Source organism: Pandoraea cepalis, from assembly GCF_902459665.1.
GTDB classification, from domain to species: Bacteria; Pseudomonadota; Gammaproteobacteria; order Burkholderiales; family Burkholderiaceae; genus Pandoraea; species Pandoraea cepalis.
Genome location: NZ_CABPSL010000011.1, coordinates 95,756 through 119,895, shown reverse-complemented (window position 1 = coordinate 119,895; position 24,140 = coordinate 95,756). Strand labels below are relative to the sequence as shown.

Annotated in this window: 20 protein-coding genes; 12 read left to right on the top strand and 8 right to left on the bottom strand. The window is 66.2% G+C overall.

Translation table 11 applies throughout. From position 1 onward, the window contains the following. Positions 1-41: 41 nt before the first annotated feature. Complete coding sequence (locus PCE31106_RS14930; RefSeq protein WP_150563790.1) at positions 42-806, bottom strand: DeoR/GlpR family DNA-binding transcription regulator; 765 nt, start codon at positions 804-806, stop codon at positions 42-44. A 337-nt stretch (positions 807-1,143) separates the two neighbouring features. On the opposite strand from PCE31106_RS14930, the gene PCE31106_RS14925 reads away from it, so the two are divergent. From PCE31106_RS14925 to pdxA, 3 genes are all read left to right on the top strand, one after another. After that, the gene (locus PCE31106_RS14925; RefSeq protein ID WP_150551945.1) at positions 1,144-2,133 is read left to right on the top strand and encodes a 2-keto-3-deoxygluconate permease; all 990 of its coding nucleotides are present in this window, start codon (positions 1,144-1,146) and stop codon (positions 2,131-2,133) included. Then, positions 2,130-3,404, top strand: a complete 1,275-nt coding sequence (locus PCE31106_RS14920; RefSeq protein WP_150563789.1) for a four-carbon acid sugar kinase family protein — start codon at positions 2,130-2,132, stop codon at positions 3,402-3,404. Before PCE31106_RS14925 ends, PCE31106_RS14920 begins: the two co-directional genes overlap by 4 nt. A 91-nt stretch (positions 3,405-3,495) precedes the next feature. Beyond that, positions 3,496-4,497 (top strand): 4-hydroxythreonine-4-phosphate dehydrogenase PdxA, encoded by a 1,002-nt coding sequence (gene pdxA / locus PCE31106_RS14915; protein WP_150563788.1) that lies wholly within the window; start codon positions 3,496-3,498, stop codon positions 4,495-4,497. A 41-nt stretch (positions 4,498-4,538) separates the two neighbouring features. Here pdxA and PCE31106_RS14910 read toward each other — a convergent pair whose 3' ends face one another. Further along, a complete protein-coding gene (locus PCE31106_RS14910; protein WP_150563787.1) occupies positions 4,539-5,465 on the bottom strand; it encodes a LysR family transcriptional regulator in 927 nt (308 codons plus the stop codon). Positions 5,466-5,563: 98 nt separating this feature from the next. Between PCE31106_RS14910 and PCE31106_RS14905 the strand changes: the two genes are divergently transcribed. The 4 genes from PCE31106_RS14905 to PCE31106_RS14890 all read left to right on the top strand — a co-directional run bounded on the left by PCE31106_RS14905 (position 5,564) and on the right by PCE31106_RS14890 (position 12,129). Next, entirely contained in the window at positions 5,564-9,025 is a 3,462-nt protein-coding gene (locus tag PCE31106_RS14905; protein ID WP_150563786.1) for a molybdopterin-dependent oxidoreductase, read from the top strand. 34 nt (positions 9,026-9,059) lie between these two features. Then, positions 9,060-10,004: a bifunctional Delta(1)-pyrroline-2-carboxylate/Delta(1)-piperideine-2-carboxylate reductase gene (lhpI, locus tag PCE31106_RS14900; RefSeq protein ID WP_150563785.1), complete on the top strand. Its 945-nt coding sequence runs from the start codon at positions 9,060-9,062 to the stop codon at positions 10,002-10,004. A 126-nt stretch (positions 10,005-10,130) separates the two neighbouring features. After that, positions 10,131-11,579 carry a short-chain fatty acid transporter gene (locus tag PCE31106_RS14895; RefSeq protein WP_254441070.1) on the top strand — a complete coding sequence of 483 codons (1,449 nt, stop codon included), beginning with the start codon at positions 10,131-10,133 and terminating at the stop codon, positions 11,577-11,579. Positions 11,580-11,688: 109 nt separating this feature from the next. Then, on the top strand, positions 11,689-12,129 hold the full coding sequence (locus tag PCE31106_RS14890) for a hypothetical protein (protein ID WP_150563784.1): 441 nt from the start codon (positions 11,689-11,691) through the stop codon (positions 12,127-12,129). Positions 12,130-12,150: 21 nt separating this feature from the next. Here the strand turns inward: PCE31106_RS14890 and PCE31106_RS14885 are convergent, their stop codons facing one another. Beyond that, complete coding sequence (locus PCE31106_RS14885) at positions 12,151-13,104, bottom strand: LysR family transcriptional regulator (RefSeq protein WP_150563783.1); 954 nt, start codon at positions 13,102-13,104, stop codon at positions 12,151-12,153. Positions 13,105-13,269: 165 nt separating this feature from the next. On the opposite strand from PCE31106_RS14885, the gene PCE31106_RS14880 reads away from it, so the two are divergent. After that, positions 13,270-14,001, top strand: a complete 732-nt coding sequence (locus tag PCE31106_RS14880) for an SDR family NAD(P)-dependent oxidoreductase (RefSeq protein WP_150563782.1) — start codon at positions 13,270-13,272, stop codon at positions 13,999-14,001. 51 nt (positions 14,002-14,052) lie between these two features. Here PCE31106_RS14880 and PCE31106_RS14875 read toward each other — a convergent pair whose 3' ends face one another. The 3 genes from PCE31106_RS14875 to PCE31106_RS14865 all read right to left on the bottom strand — a co-directional run bounded on the left by PCE31106_RS14875 (position 14,053) and on the right by PCE31106_RS14865 (position 17,325). Further along, entirely contained in the window at positions 14,053-14,826 is a 774-nt protein-coding gene (locus tag PCE31106_RS14875) for a class II aldolase/adducin family protein (protein WP_254441068.1), read from the bottom strand. A gap of 67 nt (positions 14,827-14,893) precedes the next feature. Further along, positions 14,894-15,883 (bottom strand): 4,5-dihydroxyphthalate decarboxylase, encoded by a 990-nt coding sequence (locus tag PCE31106_RS14870; protein WP_150563781.1) that lies wholly within the window; start codon positions 15,881-15,883, stop codon positions 14,894-14,896. 77 nt (positions 15,884-15,960) lie between these two features. Further along, positions 15,961-17,325 carry an MFS transporter gene (locus PCE31106_RS14865; protein ID WP_150563780.1) on the bottom strand — a complete coding sequence of 455 codons (1,365 nt, stop codon included), beginning with the start codon at positions 17,323-17,325 and terminating at the stop codon, positions 15,961-15,963. 224 nt (positions 17,326-17,549) lie between these two features. Here PCE31106_RS14865 and PCE31106_RS14860 point away from each other — a divergent pair, with 224 nt between their 5' ends. Continuing rightward, positions 17,550-18,848 (top strand): citrate synthase, encoded by a 1,299-nt coding sequence (locus PCE31106_RS14860; protein ID WP_254441066.1) that lies wholly within the window; start codon positions 17,550-17,552, stop codon positions 18,846-18,848. Between the two features lie 118 nt (positions 18,849-18,966). Continuing rightward, complete coding sequence (locus PCE31106_RS14855) at positions 18,967-19,608, top strand: hypothetical protein (protein WP_150563779.1); 642 nt, start codon at positions 18,967-18,969, stop codon at positions 19,606-19,608. 6 nt (positions 19,609-19,614) lie between these two features. On the opposite strand, the gene PCE31106_RS14850 is transcribed toward PCE31106_RS14855, so the two are convergent. Both PCE31106_RS14850 and hpnC read right to left on the bottom strand, forming a co-directional pair. Continuing rightward, a complete protein-coding gene (locus tag PCE31106_RS14850) occupies positions 19,615-20,793 on the bottom strand; it encodes an NAD(P)H-dependent flavin oxidoreductase (protein ID WP_150563778.1) in 1,179 nt (392 codons plus the stop codon). A 198-nt stretch (positions 20,794-20,991) separates the two neighbouring features. Further along, complete coding sequence (hpnC, locus tag PCE31106_RS14845) at positions 20,992-21,855, bottom strand: squalene synthase HpnC (protein WP_150563777.1); 864 nt, start codon at positions 21,853-21,855, stop codon at positions 20,992-20,994. A gap of 176 nt (positions 21,856-22,031) precedes the next feature. Between hpnC and hpnD the strand changes: the two genes are divergently transcribed. Both hpnD and hpnE read left to right on the top strand, forming a co-directional pair. After that, a complete protein-coding gene (hpnD, locus tag PCE31106_RS14840) occupies positions 22,032-22,880 on the top strand; it encodes a presqualene diphosphate synthase HpnD (protein WP_150563776.1) in 849 nt (282 codons plus the stop codon). Then, on the top strand, positions 22,880-24,133 hold the full coding sequence (hpnE, locus tag PCE31106_RS14835) for a hydroxysqualene dehydroxylase HpnE (protein ID WP_150563775.1): 1,254 nt from the start codon (positions 22,880-22,882) through the stop codon (positions 24,131-24,133). Before hpnD ends, hpnE begins: the two co-directional genes overlap by 1 nt. The last annotated feature ends 7 nt before the right edge of the window (positions 24,134-24,140 follow it).

The following is a 24,140-nucleotide window of genomic DNA, read 5'->3' as shown; positions in this document are numbered from 1 at the left end:
TATGCCTGTCACATCCGGCGGCCTCTCAAGTCAGCCGTGCGTCAGTCTGCGGACTCGATCGTGATCTCGGGATGCGTGCGGAATTGCACCAGTCTGTCATCGTCGGCGCGCGCTTCGGTGATGAGCGTCCAGAGTCGTTCCAGCGGCGTCCAGTGCTGCTGACTCGCGCGATCGAGCTTATTGGCGGTGACCAGCACATACACGTCGGCCGACTGGCGGACGATGCACTCCTTGAGCCACGCCTGCTCGGCGGAGGCCTCGCACAGGCCGCGTCCGGCAACGACGCCGTCGGCACCCAGAAATGCCTTGTCGACCGACACGCGCGAGAGCGCCAGTTGTGCCAACGGCCCGAGTACGCTCATGCTCGACGGTCGCACGTCGCCGCCGATCAGCGTCACAGGCACCTTGTTGGCCGCCAGCGCACCGACGACGAGCAAGTTGTTCGTGACGACGTGCACCCCCTCACGCCCGGCAAGAAAACGCGCCATCGCTTCGGTGGTCGTCCCCCCATCGAGAAAGATCGTATCGCCGTCGGCGACGTGTGCCACGGCGGCACGTGCGATGACATCTTTCTGTTCGCGGAAGCTCTCACGACGCAGCTCCAACGACTCCTCGGGTTCGTGCATGCGTATCGGCGCAGCGGCGCCGCCGTAGGTGCGCACGACGCGACGCTCGTCGGCCAGGGCGCGCAGGTCGCGGCGCACCGTTGCCTCCGACATGCCGAAATGGGTGCACAAGGCAGCGACATCCGTCATGCCTGACAGGACGGCTTTGAAAATCGCCTCACGGCGGTTCGCAACTTTCATGGGTGGATCGGTGCTGAGAAAACGAGAGAAATGCGAGCGAAGGACGGGTTCGCCGCGCGGCGCGCATAGTGTAGCGTCCCCGCGTGCAGCCATCGTCCAACGCGCCGCCCCGAACGACGACGATACACTCACGCTGGGAGTCGAGAAAATGATTGATTCGATCATTTTGTCGACAATCCCGAAGTAATGAAAGCCCTTGGGGAGTGGGGTTCACCTGGAAACTCCCCACTTCTCACAATATTTGCACATTTTTCTGGCAGCGATTAGACTTCCGTCTGATCAAATCGATCAAAATAATGATCGATTGGTTTATATCCACATTGGTCGGGAGACAACCATGGCTCAAATTCGTATCAAGCGCGCCATCGAGCGCGTGCCGGGGGGGATGATGATCGTTCCCTTGCTGATCGGTTCGTTGATTGCCACCTTCATGCCGGGGATGCCGACGTTCTTCGGCTCGTTTACCAACGCGTTGTTCACGGGCGCGCTGCCGATCCTCGCGGTGTTCTATGTCTGCATGGGCGCCAGCATCGATGTCAAGGCAACGCCGTACCTGATCAAGAAAGGCGGGGCGTTGTTCGCGGCCAAGATCGGCGCGGCGATTGTGGTCGGTATCGTGCTGGGGCATTTCCTGGGTGAGGCACCGGTCGCGTCGGGCATGTTCGCGGGCATTTCCACGCTGGCCGTGGTCGCGGCGATGAACGACACCAATGGTGGCCTGTACATGGCGCTGATGGGGCAGTACGGTCGCTCGGAAGACGTGGGCGCCTACACGATCATGTCGCTGGAATCGGGCCCGTTCCTGACGATGGTCACGCTGGGTGTCGCGGGGTTGTCCGCGTTCCCGTGGCCGACGCTGGTGGGCAGCATCCTGCCGCTGGCCGTAGGGATGTTGCTGGGCAATCTCGATCGTGAAATGCGTGATTTTCTGGGGCGTGCCGTGCCGGTGATGATTCCGTTCTTCGCGCTGGCGCTCGGCGCGGGGCTTGATCTGCACAAGGTCTGGCAGGCGGGCCTGCTGGGCATCCTGCTCGGCTTTGCCGTCGTCGTCGTCACCGGTATTCCGCTTTACATCGTCGACCGCCTGACGGGTGGGACGGGCGTGGCGGGTACGGCCGCCGCGAATACGGCTGGCAATGCCGCCGCGGTGCCGGCGCTGATCGCTGCCGCCAATCCGGTCTACGAGGCCGCCGCCAAGAGCGCAACGCTGCTGGTGGCCGCCTGCGTGGTGGTGACGGCCATCGTCTCGCCGATCCTGACGGCCGCGGTTGCCAAGCGTGTGGCGGCCCGGGGTCTGGGGGCTGCGGCCAAGGGAGCGGTGCAGTGAGCATGCTCATTGTCGCCGACGACTTGTCCGGCGCGGCCGACTGCGCGATCGGCTTTACCAACGCCGGTCGTCGCAGCGTCGTGTCGCTCGATATCGAAGGCTTCAATGCGACGGCGCAAGTGGTGGCGATCGACATCGACACGCGCCGTCTGTCGGCGCACGAGGCCGCCGCACGCGCAGTCGCGGCTTGGCAGCGGCTTGCCGCGCCAGAACGGCGTCTCTACAAGAAGATCGACTCGACACTGCGTGGCAACTGGGTCGCGGAAGTCGCTGCGCTGCAGCCGCTCGCGGGCCTGGCCATTGTGGCGCCGGCGTTCCCTGCCACGGGGCGTGTCGTGCGAGACGGAGAAGTGTTCGTGCGCGGTGTGCCATTGGCCGAGACCGACACCTGGCGACTGGAGCATGAGGCTCAGGAGGCGCGACTCGCGCCGATGTTGGCGGCGGCGGGCGTGAGGGCGCAGATCGTGTCCTCGGATTTGCTGCGCAAGGATTTTGTGGCGGCGCGTGCAGCGTTGACCGATGTCGTTGCGCAGGCGCGCGCCAACGGCGTGACGGCGTTGATCGTCGATGCGCAGACCGATGACGATCTCGTCATGCTGGCGCGCGCGAGCGTCGGGCTGACGGACATCTTTTGGGTCGGCTCGGGCGGTCTCGCTCGCGCACTGGCTGAACAATCGGCATTGTTCGAGCCAACGGATGGCACGGGCGACGTGCGAGACAATGCGCGCGTGACGAGCGACGCCGGGACGACCGGTCCCTTGCTGACGCTGGTGGGCAGCCTGTCCGCCGTGTCGCAACAGCAGTGCGCGCGGCTATGCGCGGAGCACGCGGTGGTCGAATGGATCGTGCCGCCCGCGGTTCTGCGCGCCGGGGCGTCGCATCCCGACAGCGCACGATGGTGTGCGGCGATTGGCGATGCCATTGGGCAGGGAAGCGACCTGCTGGTGCGAATCGGGCGTGACGATGCCTTCGATCCGGCAGAGGGTGCGCAGCTTTCGGCCTCGCTGGCGGCGTTGATCGCGCCGCACTTCGCGCGCTTGTCGGGCCTTGTCGTCACCGGCGGCGAGACGGCGCGCGCGATGTTGAGCGCGGTGGGTATCGGCGCGCTCGAACTGCTCGCTGAAGTGGAGCCTGGCGTCGCCGTGGGGCGGCCGGCCAATGGGGCGCCGATGCGCATCGTGACGAAGGCCGGCGCTTTCGGCGGCGAAGCGGCGCTGCATAGCGCCTACCGATATTTGCGCACGACGCCCGACCTGCGCGAGCGCCATTGAGGCAACGCGAGCCGGTAACGCAACAACAGAACATCATCCCGGAATACTTTCCGGACGTCCTCCCAACGAAATGGATATCAACGCAAACGCCATGAATCAATATCTCCCCGTCATTGGCATCACCATGGGTGACGCGGCTGGCGTCGGCCCGGAAATTATCGTGAAGAGCCTGGCGCACGACAGCGTGTACCAGCAATGCCGCCCCGTCGTGATCGGCGACGCGCGACGTCTCGAGCAGGCCATCGCCATCGTCAAGATGCCGCTGAGCGTGCGTCGTATCGAGACGGTCGCGCAAGCGCGCTTCACGCCAGGCGTGATCGAGTGCATCGACCTGGGCCTGATCCCCGAGGACTTGCCGTTTGGCCAACTGTCGGCGATCGCGGGCGATGCCGCGTACCGGTACATCGCGCACGCGGCGAAGCTGGCCGAAGCCGGGGAAATCGACGCGATCTGCACGGCACCGCTGAACAAGGAAGCGCTGCACGCGGGGGGGCACAAGTTCCCCGGACACACCGAGATGCTCGCTCACCTGACGGGGATCGAAGAGGTGTCGATGATGCTTGTCGCGCCGAACCTGCGGGTGATTCACGTCACGACCCACATCGGCATCATCGATGCGATTCGCAAGATCGAGCCGGGCCTGGTTCAGCGTACGATCGAGCGCGGTCACGCTACGCTGGTCAAGGCGGGCATCGCGAATCCCCGCATTGCCGTGTGCGGCATCAACCCGCACGCGGGCGAAAACGGCTTGTTCGGCTACGGGGAAGAGGAAGAGAAGATCGTGCCGGCCGTGCAACGCTTGCGTGAGCGCGGCTGGGATATCGAAGGTCCGTTGCCCGCCGATACGTTGTTCTTCCGCGCCGGGCGCGGCGATTTCGATCTCGTGGTCGCCATGTACCACGATCAGGGGCATGGCCCGGTCAAGGTGCTGGGCCTGGAGGCGGGCGTGAACGTGACGGTCGGCTTGCAGGTGGTGCGCACGTCGGTCGACCACGGCACGGCGTTCGACATCGCAGGCAAGGGCATTGCCGACGAGCGCAGCCTGCTCGAAGCGCTGCGCCAAGGGGCCGAACTGGCGACGCGTCGGGCATGAATGCCGCTGACGCCGACGCTTCGCGCATCGTCGTCAGTGGATCATTCCACCCCCATGTGTCCGCGATCGTTGATTTCGCGGATCAGCGAGCGCAACGCGCTGACGATGCGCTCGGTCAATCCCTCAGGCGGACGCCGCTGCGCCCATACGAGTCCCACATCCATCGACGGCACGCCCGTGCTCAGATCCCGTCGCAGGATTCGCCCACCGTCGATCGACCAGGGGCGATAGACGAGGTCCGAGAGAATCGATACCCCATAGCCCTGCGCCACGAGGCTACGAATTGCCTCGATCGATCGAGTCCGGAAGTGCACGACCGGTTCGACCTGCGCGGCGTGCCAGTAGCGCTCGACCGTCTGCACGTGTTCATCCATATCAAGCAACAGGAAGCGCTGTCCGCGCACATCGTCGAGCGTGACGCTTGGTTTGTCTAGCAGCGGATGTCCGGGGCTGGTCCACAGCCGGCGCGTCGAGCGCAGCAACGTGTGCGAGACGAGTCCGTCAGCCACGACGTTCGACACTAGCAGCAACGCCAGGTCGACCTCGCCCGCCAGCACGGCCGCTTCCAGTTCGCGGCGGTCGCCCTCGATCAACGTGAGTTCGACGTTCGGGAAGCGCTTGGACAAGGTGCTGGCCACCGAAGGCAGCAGATACGCCGAAATCGTTTCGGTGACGGCCAGTCGCAGACGGCCACCCGCATCGTCTGGAAGCGTGCGGGCCTCTTGCAGTGCGTCGTCGGTGGCGTTGAGGATACGGTAGGCGTGACGCAGAAATCGCTCGCCGGCCTCGGTCGGCCGCAGCCCCTTCGCGTGCCGTATGAAAAGGGGTGTGCCGACGATCACCTCCAGATTCTGCAAGGCAATCGTCAGCGACGACTGCGACGCGCTGCATCGCTCGGCTGCGCGCATCACCTGTCCTGTCTCGGCCACCGCCACGAAATACTCGATCTGACGCAGGGTTGGTTTCATTTAAAAAATCAATATTGCAAACTATATTTTTTATATTAGTAATAAAAGTGACGGCTGTATAGCATCGGAACATCGATTCCTATAGAGACGCATGAGACATGGTTCAGGAGGTCAAGCCCGGGTTCTGCACGTTGTGCCGCTCCCGCTGCGGCACGCTGGCTCGCGTGGAAAACGATGCGCTGATCGCGGTCGAACCCGATCCGTCGCATCCGAATGGCGCCGCGATGTGCCGCAAGGGCAAGGCGGCGCCGGAGCTGGTGCATCACCCCGACCGGTTGACTACGCCGCTGCGCCGCACCACGCCGAAGGGGGCGGACGACCCGGGTTGGACGCCCATCTCGTGGGACGAAGCGCTCACCGAAATCGCTGCGCGCCTGGGCGACATCCGTCGCGAGAGCGGTGCGCATGCCGTCGCGTTTGGCGTGACGACCCCAAGCGGCACGCCGCTATCAGACAGCATCGACTGGATCGAGCGCTTCATCCGGGTGTTCGGTAGCCCGAACACGATCTACGCGACGGAAATCTGCAACTGGCACAAGGATTTCGCGCACGCGTTCACGTTCGGGTGCGGCATGCCGACCGCCGATTACGCGCAGGCAGACGTCATCATGGTCTGGGGCCACAACCCCACGAGTACGTGGTTGAGCCAGGCGAACGCGATCGGGCGAGGGCGAGCGCGTGGCGCCAAGTTGCTCGTCGTCGACCCGCGCAAGACACCGCTTGCCGCCGATGCCGATGCCTGGCTGCCCGTGCGGCCCGGCACCGATGCGGCGCTGGCGCTCGGTCTCGCCCGTCGTCTGATCGACAGTGGGCGCTATGACGAGATGTTCGTGCGCCGGTGGACCAATGCGCCGCTGCTCGTGCGCAACGACAACGGGCACTTCCTGCGCGTACGCGATGTGGCTGCGACGCACGTCGGCGTGTCGCCGGAAGCCTTCGTGATCTGGAACGAAGCGGCGGCGGCACCGCAGCCGTACGAGACGACTCATGCGCTGAGCCGCGACGCGGCGAACCAAGCCGCCCTGCGCGGCGAGTTTGCGGTGATGTCCGGCGACGGATCGCGCATTGCCTGCCGGCCGGTGTTCGATCATCTCTGCGCGGGGCTGGCCGCTTACGACGCGGCGACCGTAAGCGCACTCTGCGGCGTTTCTCCTGCGCAGCTCGACGCCGCCGCCGACCTCTTCACCGGGGCACAGCGCGTCGCTTATCACGCATGGTCGGGTGTCGCGCAGCACGCGAACGCGACGCAAATCGAGCGCGCCATCGCGGTCTTGTACGCACTGACCGGCAGCTTCGACAGACGCGGGGGTAATCGCGTGATGACGCGTCAACCGTTGAATGCCGTCAGTCAGCACGATCTTTTGAGCCCCGAGCAGCAGGCCAGGGCGCTGGGCCTCGACGCGCGTCCGCTGGGACCGCCTGCGCGCGGCTGGGTGACCGCGCGCGATACCTACCGCGCGATTCTCGATGGCACGCCCTATCGTGTGCGCGCGCTGTTCTGCTTCGGTACCAACGTGCTGGCGTCGCAGGCGGATTATGCGATGGCGCGCGAGGCGCTCGAAGCGCTCGAGTTTCACGTCCATTGCGATCTGTTCGAAACGCCGTCGGCGCGTTTCGCCGATATCGTGCTGCCGGTGAACACGCCGTGGGAACGCGAAGGCTTGCGCGCCGGTTTCGAGATCGACGATCGCGCCGACGCACTGATCCAACTTCGCCAGCGCATGGTGTCGCCGCGCGGTGAGTCGCGCAGCGACAACGACATCGTGTTCGATCTCGCAGTGCGCCTGGGCATGGGCGACGCCTTCTTCGGCGGCAGTCTCGATGCCGGCTGGAATCATCAACTCGCCCCGCTCGGGCTCGACGTGCAGACGTTGCGCGCGCATCCCGAGGGCATTTCGCGTCCGCAGCCGCAATATGAGCGCAAATACGCGCGCACCGAGGCCGGCGATGTGCGCGGCTTCGCCACCGAAACCCGACGTGTCGAGCTGTATTCCGAGCATCTGCTGCGTCACGGATATCCGCCGATACCGGTGCACGTGGTGCCCCGTGCCGTGCGCGAGGACGAGGCGCAACGCTTCCCGCTGGTGCTCGGTTCGACCAAGAACGGCTACTACTGCCACAGTCAGCATCGCGGACTCGCGAGCCTGCGCATGCGCGCCCCCGATCCCGTGGTGCATCTGCATCCGACGCTGGCGGCGCGCAAGCACATCGCCGAAGGCGATTGGGTGCGCGTGACGACGCCGGCCGGGGTCGCGCGCTTTCGCGCGGCGTTCGATACCGGATTGGGCCTCGACGTGCTGCTTGCCGAATACGGCTGGTGGCAGGCTTGCGACAGCGTGGGACGTGACGGTTTCGCGATGGCGGGCGATGCGTCGAGCAACTTCAACGCACTGGTGACGACGCAGGACATCGATCCGATCAGCGGTGCATCGCCGTTGCGCTCGTTTCGATGCGACGTTGCGCGCGATCCGGCGAGCGATCCGGCCCGCCGCCCATGGGACGGCATGGCGCGCTTTCGCATTGCCGCGCTCGATGCCGCGGCCGAGGGGGTGTGCGCCATCGCGCTCGATCCGCTCGACGACGTGGGGCTACCCGACTATCTGCCGGGGCAGCACGTTACCGTGCGCGTATCGATTCCCGGGCAAGGGCAGCCCGTAACACGCGCGTACTCGCTCACCGGGCCCTCCAGCGAGCGCGACCGTCGCGGCTATCGCATTGCCGTGCGTCATCAGCAGGGGCGCACGTCCGAGGGCACACCGTTTGACGGCCTGGTCTCGAGTTGGCTGAACACCGGCGCTCGCGTGGGCGACGTGATCGAACTGGGCGCCCCGTCCGGGCGCTTCGTCATGCCGCTGCGCAGCCGCCAGCCGGTGGTGTGTTTCGCCGGCGGCATTGGTATCACGCCGTTCCTCTGCTATCTGGAATCGCTGGCGGAGCAGGCCGAGCGCGCGCCCTTGCCGCTGCCCGACGTCTGGCTGCATTACGCCAACCGCAATGGCGCCACGCACGCCTTCCGGGATCGGCTGGCGGCGCTTGCGCAGCGCCTGCCCAACGTGCGCGTCTTCAACTACTACGACGCGCCGCGCGAGGCGGATGTTCTCGGTCGCGACTACGCCTCGGCAGAGCGGCTGTCTGCGGCCGTGGTGTCCGACGACCTGATCAAGCGACGCGCACGCTTCTACGTGTGCGGTCCGGCGCCCATGATGACGGCCGTGATGGCGGGGTTGGCGGCGCGTGGCGTACCCGCGTTCGACATGTTCAAGGAGGCGTTCCGTTCGCCGAGCGCGCCGCGTGTGGACGCCGGGGCCGCGTGGCCCGTTACGTTCGCTCGCTCGGGCCGCGAGGCTGTCTGGATGCCGTCGCACGGCAGCCTGTTGTCGTTTGCCGAGTCGCTGGGGCTGGCACTGCCAAGCGGTTGCCGTGTCGGGCAATGCGAGAGTTGTGCGGTGCGCGTGCTGGCCGGCGAGGTCGAGCACCTGGGCGACGTGGCGCTCGACGAGCCCGGCATGTGTCTGGCCTGTCAGGCCGTGCCGCGCGAAGCCATCGTGCTCGACGCCTGACATCTCATTTCCACCTCGACGAGGAGCTGTACTCATGAAATTCATCGACGCCGACGCCACTCGCGAGGCATTGGCTTTCGGCCCGTTGCTCGACGCGCTTCGCAGCCTGTTCGTCACCGGATGCGAAGTGCCGCTGCGCCACACGCACGTCATCCCGGAATCGGGTACGCGCGATGCGATGACCGTGCTCATCATGCCCGCGTGGCAGCCCGGTGGATATCTCGGCATCAAGACCGTCAACATCGCACCGGCCAATGCGCAGCGCGGCGTGCCGGGTCTGCATTCGACCTATCTGCTCTATGACGCCACGACGGGCGTGCCGCTGGCGCAGATGGACGGCAACGAGATCACGTCGCGACGCACGGCGGCGGCCTCTGCGCTGGCTGCCTCGTATCTGGCGCGAGACGATGCGTCGCATCTCGCGCTGCTCGGCGCGGGCCGCGTGGGGGCGCTCGTGCCGCTGGCCTATCGCGCGGTGCGCCCCATCACACGTGTGAGCGTGTGGGATCGCGATGCGCAGGCGGCCGGGCGTCTGGTCGAGCGCCTGCATGCGCAAGGTTTCGACGCGGTCGTGTGCCATACCGCGAAGTCGGCCGTTGAGGGCGCGGACATCGTCACCTGCGCAACGCTGGCGACCGAGCCCGTCGTGCAGGGCGACTGGTTGGCGCCGGGCGTCCATCTGGATCTGATTGGCAGCTTTACGCCGCAGATGCGCGAAGCCGACGATGCCTGCTTTGCCGGCGCCTCGTTATATGTGGACACCGACGAAGCGCTGGCCAAATCGGGGGAGTTGCTCGGACCGATGTCGCGAGGCGTGTTCACCGCGTCGGACGTGCGCGGCACGCTGGCCGACCTGTGTCGCGCAGGACGCGGATGTCGTAACGGCGAGGGTGAGCGCACGGTATTCAAGGCCGTAGGGACAGCGCTGGAAGATCTCGCGGCCGCCACGCTCGTCTGGCAGGCGACTCAACACGCTTGACGCGACGCAGGCAGCGGGCAATGGACGACGGCGGCGATGAAAGGTCGCTGTCGCAGGGCAGGGCACGGGGCGAGCATCGCGAGGTGCGGCGGTGCCGATCATGACAAACCTATGGGAACACAGGCAATGAAACCGGGAAATTCACTTTCGAGCATGTCGGAGACGCCGCAGGACGGCGGACTTCTGGAACGTCTGGCGGCGGCGGTCACGCGTTGGTCCGAGCGCTGGTTTCCGGACGCCTATCTTTTCGCGGCGCTTGCCGTCATCGTATGCGCAGGCGGCGCGCTCGCCATCGGTGTGCCGGCGGTCAAAGTGGGCGTGGCCTTTGGCGACGGTTTCTGGAGCCTGATCCCGTTCACGATGCAGATGGCCATCGTGGCGATCTCGGGCTATGTGGTGGCCGTCTCGCCGCCCGCGGCGTTGCTCATCCGCAAGATGGCCACGCTGCCGCGCAGCGGTCGTAGCGCGGTGGCGTATGTGGCATTGGTGAGTATCGTGCTCTCGCTGTTCAACTGGGCCATCAGCCTGGTCTTCGCCGGCCTGCTGGTGCGCGCGATTGCGCGCCGCGACGACATTCGCATGGACTACCGTGCGGGGGGCGCCGCGGCGTATCTGGGCATGGGGGCGACGTGGGCGCTCGGCCTGAGTTCGTCGGCGGCGCAGTTGCAGGCCAACCCGGCAAGCTTGCCGAAGGCGCTGGTCGAGATCACCGGCGTCATTCCGTTCGCCGACACCATCTTCCTGCCGCAATCGATGGCGATTGCCGCCGTGCTGACGGTGGTGTCGGTGGCGCTGGCTTACTACTCGGCACCGCGCGACGACCGCGCAACCATCGCGGCCGACCTCGGTGTGTCGCTCGACGATATGGCAAAGCCTTACGTGCGTGCGCAACGCCCAGGGGATTGGCTTGAATACAGCCCGGTAGTCACGGTGCTGATCGTGGCGCTGGGCGTGCTCTGGATCGGACATGAGTTCACGACAAAGGATCCGCTGCTGGCGATCTCCAATCTGAACACTTACAACTTCGTGTTCCTGATGTTGGGCATGTTGCTGAACTGGCGTCCCCGCCGGTTTCTCGATGCGATCGCGAAGTCGGTGCCGTCCGTGGCGGGCGTGCTGATCCAGTTCCCGCTCTACGGCGGCATTGCCTACCTGCTGACCAAAGCGCCGGGCATCGATGGGGCGACGCTTTCGCACCACCTGTCGAGCTTCTTCGTGGCGATCTCGTCACAGACGTCTTTCCCGGGGGTGATGGGCGTGTATTCGGCGGTACTGGGCTTCTTCGTGCCGTCGGGCGGCGGCAAGTGGATCATCGAGGCCCCGTATGTGATGCAGGCAGCCAACGACCTGCATGTGCACCTGGGGTGGGCGGTGACCGTGTACAACGCAGCCGAAGCGCTGCCGAATCTGATCAATCCGTTTTGGATGCTCCCGCTGCTGGGGGTGCTAGGTCTGCGTGCGCGCGACATTGTCGGATACACGTTCACGCAGTTGTTGGTGCACTTCCCCGTGGTCATCGTCATGCTGTGGCTGCTCGCGCAGACATTGACGTATCACCCGCCGGTCATGCCGTGAGGTGTAGGTTGTCGCGCGAACTTCGGATGTCGAAGCGGATTGCGATTGGCGCTACACTGTGCCCCGAAAAAAGGTGATCCATGTCGCACTTCACGGGGGAATTCGAAACATGTCAGCCAGAACGTTGCTGATCGCCTGCCTGGCCACCGCAGGAATATCGGTGGCCGGTGGCGCGGCCGCTCAGTCCTACTTGCAGAGTGGCGATCTGAACAGCATCCGCCAGTCGAATCAGGCCGCGCCGGGTGGTCAGCCCGGCGTGGGGCTTACGCCGCCTGCGTCGACACATGACAGGGAAGGCGGCGTTGGCGCACGGTTCAAGCAGGGCATGGCGGACGGCGAGCGGCAGGTGCAGCGCCAGCGTGAGTCGGCGGCAATGAGCGATATGCAGATGAAGTCGCTGACGGATCCGCAGCGCGCGCCTCAGGGTCGATATCCGGGCGCGTCCACCAACGCGCAGGGTGCGGTCTACTTCAACGAGCAGGGGCCCACCGCTTGCAAGCGAGATCCGGTGTCGGGGCAGGTGCAATGTGGGGCGACCACCTCACGATAGGCGCCGTCTTACCGCTTTCGATTATCGTGATGCGGCATCGTCCGGGCGGCACACCGACAGCACATGTTGTCGAAGCCAGCGATGAACGGGGTCCGCGTCCATTCGGGGATGCCACATCAACGACACGGCAATCTGTCCGGTCGTCACAGGCAGGTCGAACACGTGGACCGACGCGGGTGCGGTTGCGACCCGCTGTGCGGCGCGTTGCCTCATGAGTGACGCAGGCACCAGCGCGATCAAGTCGGACGCCTGCGCCACGGACAACGCCGCCGGAAAGCTTGGCACCACCGCGACAATATCGCGGTGCAGACCCAGCGCGTCAAGCGCGACATCGACAGGCCCCCGCCCGGCGCCGTGCCGCGATGCCACGACATGCCCGAACGCAACGTATCGCTCGGCGTCCGGCGCGCCGTGCGCGACGAGCGGATGGCCCGAACGCACCACGCCCACGAAGTGATCGCGGAACAGCGTCTGCAGGCGAATTTCCGGGCCCATGTTGCTCGCCCCGCCGATGTCCCCCAGCACGCCGATTTCCAGATCGGCCTCCCCGCCTCGCAACGGCATCGCGGTCTTTTCCGCCTTGGACAGAAAGCGCAGGCTCACGAACGGGGCCGCCTGTGTGAGCGCGGCAATCAACGACGCGCCGAAGGCGTCGACGAAGCCATCGTTGGCGCGAAGCGTGAAGGTGCGGCGCAGTGTGGCGAAGTCAGGCGATGATGTGGCGGGCGCGAGCAGTAGGCGAGCCTCGTCGACGGCGCCTCGGCTGCGCGTGCGCAATTGCTCGGCGTGCGGCGTGAGCACCATGCGGCGACCGGCGCGAACCAGCAGCGGATCGCCCGTGGTGTCGCGCAAGCGGCTCAGCGTACGGCTCATCGCCGATGCGCTCAGCCCCAACCGGCGTGCGGCACTTGCCACGCTGACTTCGGCGAGCAGGGCATCCAGCGCTATTAGCAGGTTCAGATCGGGGTCGGTCATGGGGGCGACGGAACGAGATGTGGCGTTACGCGCATGTTATCAGTGCAACGGCTGCGTCTTCCGCCATGTCTTGCATCGACCTATAGTCCCTCACAGCACACGTCGTACCGCCTCCCGGCATTCCGTCGCGGACGTGCGGGCGACGTTGGATACGAGGAACGACGCATGCAGAACGAAACAATCTCCCAAGTTTCCCCGCAAAAAACTGTCTTGCTGTTCGGCGCATCGCGCGGTCTGGGCTTCGCAATGGCGCAGGCGTATCTCAGGCGCGGCTGGCATGTCATCGCCACGGCTCGGCAAGGGTCGTCTGGCGCGCTCGATGCGTTGGTTGATAGCTTGGGCGCAGCCGTCGGCGGTGCGCTGGAGGTCGAAACGGTCGATATCGCGATACCGGCGCAAGTCACCGCATTGCGCGAGCGATTGGCGGGGCGCCGTGTCGATTTGCTCTTCGTGAACGCCGGGGTGAAGAACGACGACCGTGAGACGATTGCCGACGTGTCGACCGAGGAGTTCGTGCGCGTTATGGTGACGAACGCGCTGAGCCCAATGCGGGTGATCGAGACGTTCGAGTCGCTTGTGCCTCCCGGCGGCACGCTGGGGGTGATGTCCTCGGGACAGGGCAGCGTCACGAACAACACGAACGGCCACTACGAGGTCTACCGGGCCAGCAAGGCGGCGCTCAACATGTTGATGCGCAGCTTCGCGGCGCGGCATGGCGACGACACGCGCACGTTGCTGCTGACGGCCCCCGGCTGGGTGCGCACGGACATGGGCGGGGCGGACGCGCGTCTGAGCATCGACGAGAGCATCCCCCACCTGATCGACACCATCACGGCGCACGAGGGGCGCGCCGGACTGCATTATGTCGACTACCTCGGCCGTAAGGTGCCATGGTGATGTCCGGCCGCGATTTCGCGCTGCCGTATACCGTCCTACAGCGCCTCGCCTTCAAGCCATCCCATCGCCACGCAATACCGCCACCTGACGCTTCCACAGCGTCCAGGGGCGCTCGATCACACCGAGGTTCGTGGCGTTCGAGCGCTTGCCTTCTTCGGCGTCGAGATACGTCACTTCGCCGCCGAGGGCGATCGCCTGGGACTGCATGCCCGCGTTCAACTCCGTGTAGATGGCGCGATACACCGCCGCGGGCAGCGACGGGCCCGTCGCCACGAAGCCGTGTCCGCGCATGAGGGCGACGTCGGCATCGCCCAGCGATGTCGCGAGCGCCTTGCCTTGTTCACCGTTGCGCACGAGCATGTCGGTGCAGCCGAAGCAGTGGCGGATGTCGAATACCGGTGCGCCGCTGCCGAGAAAGCCTGCCATGTGATAGACCGGGCGCAGACGGACCGACGATGCCGCAAACGGAATCACCGATGGCGAATGGCTGTGCACGATCGCCCTAACGTCCGGACGGGCGCGATAGATCTCGCTGTGAATCCACGTTTCCAGATAGCGCTTGCGCGTGTCGCCGTCCACCGGCTGGCAATCGAAGTCGAGCGTGAGAATGTCGTCCGGGGTCACCAGTTCGGGCGCCATCGACTGCGCGATCAGGAAATGTGCCGGGTTGCGCGGGTCGCGAACGCTCACGTGACCGAAGCCGTCGAGCACGTCGTGATGCGCGAGGACGTGGTTGGCGGCGGCGAGGTCTTCGCGCCATTGCGCCATCGATTGGCGATCGTGTTCGACGATGGCGGGGGTGTAGGGGGAAGTCGTTTGCGTCATGATCGTGACAGAAGAATTACCAAAGAAGATTGAGAAAACCCGTTGTGGCCGGTGTCGTGCGCGAATGTCACACGCGCACTGCGGCGGCCATCTCCGGAGGAAACAGATCGTCGGCTTGCATCAGGCGATGGCAGACCCCTTGCTCGTAGGCAAAGCGCAGGAAGGCATCGAGCGTGACGCGATTGGGCGCGACGCCATAGGGCCAAGGGTCGCCGCCGAACATCGTGCGGGCCTGGGCGGCACGCTGACTCATCCACGGCAGCGGAAAGTGCGAACAGGTGATGTCTTCGAGACGGGCGATGCTGGCGTCTTTCGCCTGCGTGAAGGCGTTGAGCAAGTTGCCCGCGATCCAGCGATGCGCCGCAAAGATGTCGTGCCGCATCACGATCACATGCATGATCGGAAAGATGCCGGTCCGCTCGAAATAGGTGCGCTCGGCGGTCTCGACGTCCGTCAGCAACCGCACGATGTCCCGCTCTCGGCCCGGCGGCGGCGCGGGCGGACGCGCACTGAGAATCGCGTCGATCTCGCTGTCGAGCAGCAGCGCCGTGAGCGACTTGTCGGGCGATGGGCGATAACGCACACCGTCCGGCACGCGCACGGCGACCTTCTCGCGCCGTCCCGCCTGATTGATGCCGCCTTGCACCCACTCGACGTCCGCGAGCGCCACGCCTTGATCGTGCGTGAGCCATCCGCGCGAATACACCGATGCCGTTTGTGCCCACTCCGGCACGCCGATCCGCTTGCCGCACAAATCACCGGGCGACGTCACGCTGGCGTCGTTGCGCACATAAAGCGACGACAGCCGGAACACGCGCGACGGAAAAATCGGCAAGCCGATCAGGCGGTCGTCGCCCTGCGAGCGCAACGAGGCGTATTTGGCGAGCGACATCTCCGAGAGATCCCACTCCTGGAAGTGCGTGGTGCGATAGAAAATCTCTTCGACCGGCAGCACCGAGGGCACCAGGTCGATACCTTCCACGGCGATCCGGCCGCTTAGCAGGTCGCGCACGTGGTCGTAGTCGTTGACGGCGAGCGAGAGGGTGAGCTTGGACATGAGGTGTTCCGATACCGTGCGGGCGAGCGCCGGGCCGACGCCCGGGCGCGCGCGGGGATGCGGTGACTTCAGTGACTTCAATGACTGAAGGCGGGGGCCTTGGGCAGCGTTTCGGGGCGTGCCACGAGAAACACCAGCACGGCGGCGGTCACGAGCGCGGCGCCCAGCACGGCGAACATCGTTCCGGCGCCGCCGGTGGCCTGTTGCAGGATCCCGGCGATGGCCGGGCCGCACATCGCACCGACGCGGGCGATGCCGAGGAACAGGCCGACGGCGGTGCTGCGAATCTCGGTCGGATAGCTCACCGCCACGAGGTTGTTGAGGACCGTCTGCGTGCCGATCACGAACATGCCGGCGACCACGATGCCCGCGAACGTCACGCTGCCGCCGGCGGCCGTGGCCAGCACCGCGATCGCCCCCGCGCCGCACAGCCAGGCGAGCGACATCGCCAGACGGCGATTGCCGATGCGGTCGGCAACCACGCCGCAGATCAGGCTCCCGAACGCCGACGCGAAGACCAGCAGCGAGCCATAGGCAAAGCTCGTCGACAGGGTTTCGCCGCGTTTGAGCATGATCGTCGGCAGCCAGCCCGACAGGCCGTACGACGAGAACAGCGACAACGCGCCCATTGCCCAGAAGCAAAGCGTCTGGCGGCGGAATCCGTGGGAGAAGAGCGCAGCCACCGAGCCCGCTTTGACGCCGGCGTCGGGGGACATGAATGTCGCATGTTCGAAGTCCGCCGCGCGTGCCGGCCACAGGCGCTTGAGTTGCGCACGCACGGCATCCTGGCGTCCCCGGCTGGCGAGGAACGATATCGACTCGGGCAGCGCGAACTGCAACGCGAGCGCGAGCAAGACGGACAGGCCGCCCGCGTAATACATGCTCTGCCAGCCGTGTTGCGGGATCAGCCATGCGGCGATGAAGCCGGACGCCGTCGCGCCACCGATCCAGCCGCAGGTGAAGCACACGATGGTGAAGACATTGGCGCTGCGTTTGGGGGCGATCTCGTTGATGTAGGTGACGGCGACCGGCATCAGCAGGCCCAGCGAGATCCCCATCACGAAGCGAAGGCCGATGAAGGTGCTCAGGTCGTGCGCGAACAGGGCGATGGCGAGGCTCATGAACCCGGAGAGCCAGATGCCGGTGAGCAGCACGCGGCGCCGTCCGATGCGGTCGCTGAACAAGCCCGAGATGGCGGAACCGGCGGCGAATCCCGCCAGCCCGCATGACAGCAGCACGCCGATCTGGCTCGGCGACAAATGCCAGAGCGCGCTCACGTCATGGACGATATAGGCCGCGTTGTAGAGATCGAAGCCATCGAACAGCAGGATCAGCGCCAGCAGCGTGGCGAGCCAGTAATGAAACGCGCCCAGCGGGGCCGATTGCAGCGTGTCGCGCACGTCGATGCGTTCTGGCTGCCGGGAAGGGATGTCATGGGTCATGCCGTGTCTCCGTCCGAATGGGCGACCTGTCGTACGCCGGCGAAGGCTGGGTCCGCAGTGTCTTTGTCGTGGGGTCCGGAGCTGACTTTACTGGGCGGTTTTTTGTTTATCAATATTGATTTTTAAAGTCAATATACCTGTGGCATCATGTGTCGCAATTTCGACTCCCCACTGTGAACGAACGCCTGCCAGGATGACGGCGGCGAGGTTCTCCGAGACACACGATGACGCAGCCGACCGACCTGATGACACGCGAGGAAGTGCTGGCCATGCTCGACATCAAGCCAGCCACGCTCTATGCCTATGTTAGCCGGGGGTTGATCCGGGCGCGGCCGCACGAGGACGGCCGCAAGAGCCTGTATCTGCGTCGCGATGTCGAGCGTCTGGCCACACGCAAGCGCGGACGGGCGCCGACGGGCGCGGTGGCCGAATCGACGATGCGCTTCGGCGATCCGGTGCTGCATTCGGCCATCACGCAGATCACGCCGCACGGGCCGCGATATCGGAACCGGCTGGCGATCGATCTCGCCAGCGGCGGGGCCTCGTTCGAATCGGTGGTGCATCTGCTGATGACCGGCATCTGGCAGGACAGCATTGCCGAGTGGCCGAGGCAGGACACGCCGCCCGACGTGCTGCGGTTCCTGTCGACCTATGACGGCGAAGTGGCGAGCGCGGATATCGGCAACTTGCTGGGGATGGTGCCCTTCGCGCTGGCGATGCACGGGCGAGGTCCGCGCGAGTTGGCCGACGGCGCGGCGGTGCAGGCGGCGCGAATGATGTTGCATGGCATGGCCGGGTGCGTCGGTTTTCTTGGACCGCAGCAGCGGTTCGTGGCGCGCGCCGACGGCGAGAATGTTGCCGGACACATCCTGCGCGCCGCGGGCCGTGTCGCGACGCCCGCGCGGCTGCGCGCGATGAACGCAGCACTCGTGCTGCTGGCCGATAACGAGCTGGCGCCGGCCACCTTCTCGGCGCGCGTCGCGGCGTCGACAAACGCGGACTTGTTCAGTTGTGTGGCTGCGGCCATCGGCTCGCACATCGGCTTTTCCACGGGTACCAGCACCGAAAAGATCGAGACGCTGTTGCTGTGCGAGCCGTTCGACGCGCTCGACACGCGGGTGGACCGGGTGCGCGAGTATGGCGCGAGCCTGTTTGGCTTCAATCATCCGCTGTATCCCGGCGGCGATGCGCGGGCCGATCTGATGATGCAGATCGCGGGCGAACTCATCGACGAGACGGGGGACAACGGTCTCGATGCGACGTCGCGCGCGAACACGCGCATGACGCTCGACTTTCTCCAGCGCATGCGCAGCGAACTGAATGCGCATCCCGGTCTGGCGCCGGGCCTGGTGACGCTCGCGCGGGCGCTGGGGTTGCCTGACGGCACGTCGACGGCGCTTTGGATCGTCGGCCGCTCGGCGGGATGGGTGGCGCACGTGATGGAGCAACGCACGCAGGCCTTCATGCTGCGCCCGCGCGCGAAATACGGAGTGGGCGGGCCGGTGGCGGGCGAGTCGTTCTAGCGTCCCGGGCGGTCACCTCGGGACGTCAATTCGGCTAAGATGCCAGCATCGACGTCGTGGCCGATGCGATATCTCCGAGAGCGGGGCCGTTCGAGCCCGCCATCCCGACAATCCGGCAATGAAGCCATTTGGCAACGGTTGGCGACGTCTGTTCGCCTGCGCGATCGTGAGTGCGGTAGGCGTGTACGCGGCCGCGGCGCTGGCGCAGCCGCCGCAGTACAAGAACGATGCCGAGTTGATGGGGGCGGCGATCGCGTCCCCCGAAGGTGTCGGCGAGGTGCTCGCGCGGCTCGTGCAGAAGTGCGGCCTCTATGGCGCGGCCACCCGAACGCACGGGAATGCGGCATTGCGCGCGTGGCAGACGCGGCACCGCGACTATCTCGCCGAGGGCCGGCGCGTGCGTGCCGAATTGCAATCCACCTATACCGATCCCGAAGCGCGCGCGCGCTTCGACGACTTGCTGCGCACCCAGTTGCCGATGCTTGTCGAGCGCCAGTTTGTCGTCTATTCCCGCAGCATCGACGATCAGCCGACCGAGAGCGCGAAAGCGGATCTGTGCGACGGCTATTTCTCGGCGGTGGATGACCGTCAGTTCGATCTCAAGGTGAACGACCCGGCGCTCGCCGCGTTCTTCGACCGGCGTATCGCGGCACGCGCCGCACCCGTCAGTGCGGACGATGCCGGGGGGGCCAGCCAACCGAGCGGGGGGGAGGATGCCGCAGCCAGCGCGCCGCCCGCACCGGCGGCGCCGGCCAAGTGAGCACGGCTATGCGACCGCAGCCGTGTCGCCGTCCTCCGGCCGCTCGCCCGTCAGCAGATAACGCATGAGATCGCCCACGGGGCGAATGCGCTCGCCGAAGGGCAACGGGTCGCGGCCACGGAAGAAGAGTCCGCGCGCCACATCGCCACGCACCGCCTGGGCGAGTTTCAGATCGATGCAGAACTGCCCGATGCGCGCCACGCCGTCGCGCAGCCCGCAGGCCTGCAGGCAGTCGAATCCCTCCAGACACTCCCGCACCTTCGCCTTCGCTTGCAGGGCGGTCTCACGCGAGAGGTACTTCCTCAGCCACGGCGTCAGCACTGCACGCGCAGGCAGCCCGGCCACGCTGGTGAACTCGGCAATGTCTTCCGGCCGTGCGCTCGCCAACACCGCCTTGAACGCCGGATGCGCGTCCGATTCCTCGGTCACGGCAAACGCCGTGCCCAACTGTACGCCCGCCGCGCCTTGCGCCAGCCAGTGCCGAACCTGCTCGTGACGGTGGATCCCGCCGGCCACGATCAGCGGTACACGGGACCATTCGATGCCGAGCGTCGCATAGATTTCCCGGCACTCCGCGAGCACACGATCGAACGAGAAGCGTGCGTCACCCAGCTCCTCGATGCGTGACGCGCCGAGATGCCCGCCGGCATGTGCTGGATGCTCGATGACGATGGCGTCCGGCAGGCGGCCCTTCTTCATCCACTTGCGCAACACGAGGCTGACGCCGCGCGAGTCCGACAGAATCGGGATGAGCGCGACGCCTGGATGAGACGCCGTGAGTTCCGGCAGGTCGAGCGGCAATCCGGCACCCATGACGATGGCATCGGCGCCGCTCTCGCACGCCTGTCGTACCAGCGATGCGTGTGCGCTCACCGCCTTCATGACGTTGACCGCCACCAGTCCGTGACCGTCGGCAATCGCCTTGGCGGCGTGGATCTCGCGGTCCAGTGCAATCAGGTTGACCGCCTCGATGGCCGCCTTCTTGCCCTCGGGGGTGTGAAGGCCGTCGACTTCGGCGAGCAGGTCAGGATGATGGTGGCGCAGATCGATACTCGCGATCGTCCCCATGCCGTTGTGCCGTGCCACCGTGCCGGCGAGCCGGTGCGCGGAGATGCCGATGCCCATGCCGCCTTGCACTACCGGCACCAGCCGGCGGCCGGCCAGCGTCAACCATTGCTCGTTCATGTCAGTTCCGTCCATCGAGGTGGGCTCGCGCGGGCGATGGCGCCGTGTGACGGCGCGCCCACGCGAAAAGGGCAGTCTGGCACCTGCCCCGCGAACGGGTCTTGCGATGGGTCAAGCGCGGGCGCACTCAGACGGTGTGGAGCCTGCGGCATGACGTCGCAGCCGCTGGCCCCGCGTGTGGCCGCTTGTGAGCAGACGCTAGTCCGCGCGGGCTTTGGGCGGCGTGCCGCTCAGTTTCATGCCGAGGCCACGCAGGAACACGCGCAGCCCGTCGGCCTTTCCCAGTTGCGGACGATGACGGAAGACGTCGTAGTTGACGGCTTCAATCCGGTCGAGGATGCGCAATCCACCATGCACCACGCAACATAGTTCCAGGCCGAAGCGGCCCGGCACACGGTTGGCGAGCGGCGCGCCGCGCAGCATCATCCGCCGTGCGAAGTCGACTTCGTAGCGCATGAGCGCGCGCCAGCGCTCGTCGAACGCCTGCGCGCCGATGTCGGCATCGGTCACCCCGAACCGGGCCATGTCGTCCTGCGGCAGGTACACGCGCGCCTTGCGCCAGTCGACTTCCACGTCCTGCCAGAAGTTGATGAGTTGCAGGGCCGAGCAGATGTCGTCCGAGCAGGCGATGTTCTCGGGCGTGTCGAGCTTGAAAAGGGCGAGCATGATGCGCCCGACCGGGTCGGCCGAGCGGCGCGTGTAGTCGCGCAGGTCGGCGAATGTCGCGTATCGCTTGACGTCGATGTCCTGATCGAACGCGCTCAGCAGGTCGGAGAACGGCTGGACCGGGAGCCGATGCTCGGCAATGACACGCGCGAGGGCCGCAAAGAGCGGCTTGTCGGGCGACGTGGGCTGTCCGGCGGCGATCTTGTCGAGTTCCGCCTGGTACGCCGCGAGGCCGGCGTGACGCTCGGCGTCGGGCGCATCGCCCTCGTCGGCAATGTCGTCGGCCGTGCGCGCGAAGTTGTAGATCACGCCGACCGGCGCGCGCATCTCGCGCGGCAGCAGGATACTGGCGACCGGGAAGTTCTCGTAATGCTCGATCTTGGCGTCGGAAGTCATCAGGCGGGTGGGCAAATGGGGCAACGCGGCGGCGCTGAGGGCCCCGAGATTCTATGCTATCGTTCCGAATCCTGGCGGGAAAGTCGCGCCAATCCCCGGTATACTTCCCTCCTTGCAAGAATCCCCAGAGTTTTTTCCGTGGTGTCACCCCGTTCCCCTGCACGACGAGGAGCCTCGTGAGCGTCGCCGAACCAATCGAAATGTCGCCTGAGCCAAGCAGTGCACGCGTGGCGTCGGGCAGCAGTTTTTACGCTGCCATGCGCATTCTGCCGCCCGCGCAGCGCGAAGGCATGTTCGAGATTTATGCCTTTTGCCGCGCCGTAGACGACATTGCCGACGACGGCGATGACACGTCGGCGAGCCGCATGGCGCGTCTGGCCGCGTGGCGACGCGATCTGGCCGATCTGTACGACGGACGCCCGGCGCCGTCGCTCGCGAACCTTGCCCGCGTGGTCAAGCAGTTCGGCCTGAAGCACGACGACTTTCTCGCCGTGATCGACGGCATGGAAATGGATGCCTGCGGCCCCATCGTCGCGCCCGACCTGCCCACGCTCGATCTGTATTGCGATCGCGTGGCGAGCGCCGTCGGTCGTCTGTCGGTCAAGGTGTTCGGCATGCCCGAGCAGGACGGTATCGATCTGTCCTATCACCTCGGCCGCGCCCTCCAACTAACGAACATCCTGCGCGACATCGACGAAGACGCGGGCATCGGCCGCGTCTATCTGCCGCGCGAGACGCTGGCCGAGGCCGGCATCGTGGGCGTCACGCCGCAGAACGTCGTTGCCGCCCAGCTCGACCGCGCCTGTGCGCCCCTGGTGGCGCAGGCCCGAGAACATTATGCAAAGGCGCGCGCGATCATGGCGCCTTACCCGCGCCGCGTGGTGATTGCGCCCGCTGTGATGGCCAAAGCCTACGGCGCGATCCTCGACAAGCTCATTGCGCGCGGCTTCGCCGTGCCTCGCGAGCGCGTGCGTGTGCCGCGCTGGCGTCTCATGCTGATGCTGCTGCGGCAGATGGCGTTCTGATGTCGGGCACGGCTCACGTTATCGGTGCCGGTCTGGCAGGCCTGGCCGCCGCGGTAAGGCTCGTGAAGCGTGGCGTGCCGGTCGTGCTGCATGAGGCGGCACCGCAGGCGGGCGGACGCTGCCGGTCCTACTTCGACCGGCAGTTGAACGCGGTGATCGACAACGGCAATCACCTGGTGCTCTCGGGCAATACAACGATGCGCGAATTTACGCGCACCATCGGCTCCGAACACACATTGACCGGCCCCGATCGTGCGGAATTCGCGTTCGTCGATCTGACGAGCGACGAGCGCTGGACGGTGCGTCTGTCGGAAGGGCGCCTGCCATGGTGGATATTCGACAGCAACGCCCGCGTACCGGGCACGAAGTGGTCGGACTATCTGTCGCTCGCGCCGCTGCTGCGCGCTGGACCCGACGCGACCATGACCGACGCGATGCGTTGCCCGCCCGCGCTCTATCAGCGTTTGATTCACCCGCTATTCCTCGCCGTGCTCAACGCCGATCCGGCCGAAGGCTCGGCACAAATGGCGGCCGCCGTCATTCGCGAGACGCTCGCGGCGGGCGGCAAGGCCTGTCATCCGCTGATCGCGAGCGAGGGCCTGGACGTATCGTTCGTCACGCCCGCGCTGGCATTCCTGGAAGCGAACGGCGCGCATGTGATGATGCAGCACCGCGTGCGGGCGTTGGGATTTGCGCCGGACGACAGTCGAGTGGCGTCGATCGATTTTGGCGACGGACCGCAGGCGTTGGCGGCGGACGATGCCGTCGTGCTGGCGGTGCCGCCGAACGTGGCGGCTGGGCTGGTGCCGGACCTGACGACGCCCGACGAATACCGGGCCATCGTCAACGCCCATTTCCAGGTGTCGCCCCCGCCGGGCTGCCCGCCGATGATCGGCGTGGTGAACGGCGTGAGCGACTGGATCTTCGCGTTCGACGGCCGGTTGTCGGTGACGATCAGCGGGGCGGACCATTTGCTCGACGAATCGCGGGAAGCGCTCGCGCTGCGCATCTGGGACGAGGTCGCGCGCGCCTGTCAGGTACCCGCCACGCCAATGCCGGTGTGGCAATTGGTGCGCGAGAAGCGCGCCACGTTTGCGGCAACGCCGGCGCAGGACAAGCGTCGCCCCGGCGCGCGCACGCGCTGGCGCAATCTCGCGCTCGCCGGAGACTGGACGGCCACCGGCCTGCCCGCGACCATCGAAGGCGCGCTGCGCAGCGGCAACCGGGCGGCCGACGTGCTGCACCCCGCCTGAGGCTTGT

Coding starts and splice junctions, on each gene's coding strand:
- PCE31106_RS14930 (WP_150563790.1), bottom strand. CDS start 806: ATGAAAGTTGCGAACCGCCGTGAGGCGATTTTCAAAGCCGTCCTGTCA.
- PCE31106_RS14925 (WP_150551945.1), top strand. CDS start 1,144: ATGGCTCAAATTCGTATCAAGCGCGCCATCGAGCGCGTGCCGGGGGGG.
- pdxA (WP_150563788.1), top strand. CDS start 3,496: ATGAATCAATATCTCCCCGTCATTGGCATCACCATGGGTGACGCGGCT.
- PCE31106_RS14910 (WP_150563787.1), bottom strand. CDS start 5,465: ATGAAACCAACCCTGCGTCAGATCGAGTATTTCGTGGCGGTGGCCGAG.
- PCE31106_RS14905 (WP_150563786.1), top strand. CDS start 5,564: ATGGTTCAGGAGGTCAAGCCCGGGTTCTGCACGTTGTGCCGCTCCCGC.
- lhpI (WP_150563785.1), top strand. CDS start 9,060: ATGAAATTCATCGACGCCGACGCCACTCGCGAGGCATTGGCTTTCGGC.
- PCE31106_RS14895 (WP_254441070.1), top strand. CDS start 10,131: ATGAAACCGGGAAATTCACTTTCGAGCATGTCGGAGACGCCGCAGGAC.
- PCE31106_RS14890 (WP_150563784.1), top strand. CDS start 11,689: ATGTCAGCCAGAACGTTGCTGATCGCCTGCCTGGCCACCGCAGGAATA.
- PCE31106_RS14885 (WP_150563783.1), bottom strand. CDS start 13,104: ATGACCGACCCCGATCTGAACCTGCTAATAGCGCTGGATGCCCTGCTC.
- PCE31106_RS14880 (WP_150563782.1), top strand. CDS start 13,270: ATGCAGAACGAAACAATCTCCCAAGTTTCCCCGCAAAAAACTGTCTTG.
- PCE31106_RS14875 (WP_254441068.1), bottom strand. CDS start 14,826: ATGACGCAAACGACTTCCCCCTACACCCCCGCCATCGTCGAACACGAT.
- PCE31106_RS14870 (WP_150563781.1), bottom strand. CDS start 15,883: ATGTCCAAGCTCACCCTCTCGCTCGCCGTCAACGACTACGACCACGTG.
- PCE31106_RS14865 (WP_150563780.1), bottom strand. CDS start 17,325: ATGACCCATGACATCCCTTCCCGGCAGCCAGAACGCATCGACGTGCGC.
- PCE31106_RS14860 (WP_254441066.1), top strand. CDS start 17,550: ATGACGCAGCCGACCGACCTGATGACACGCGAGGAAGTGCTGGCCATG.
- PCE31106_RS14855 (WP_150563779.1), top strand. CDS start 18,967: ATGAAGCCATTTGGCAACGGTTGGCGACGTCTGTTCGCCTGCGCGATC.
- PCE31106_RS14850 (WP_150563778.1), bottom strand. CDS start 20,793: ATGAACGAGCAATGGTTGACGCTGGCCGGCCGCCGGCTGGTGCCGGTA.
- hpnC (WP_150563777.1), bottom strand. CDS start 21,855: ATGACTTCCGACGCCAAGATCGAGCATTACGAGAACTTCCCGGTCGCC.
- hpnE (WP_150563775.1), top strand. CDS start 22,880: ATGTCGGGCACGGCTCACGTTATCGGTGCCGGTCTGGCAGGCCTGGCC.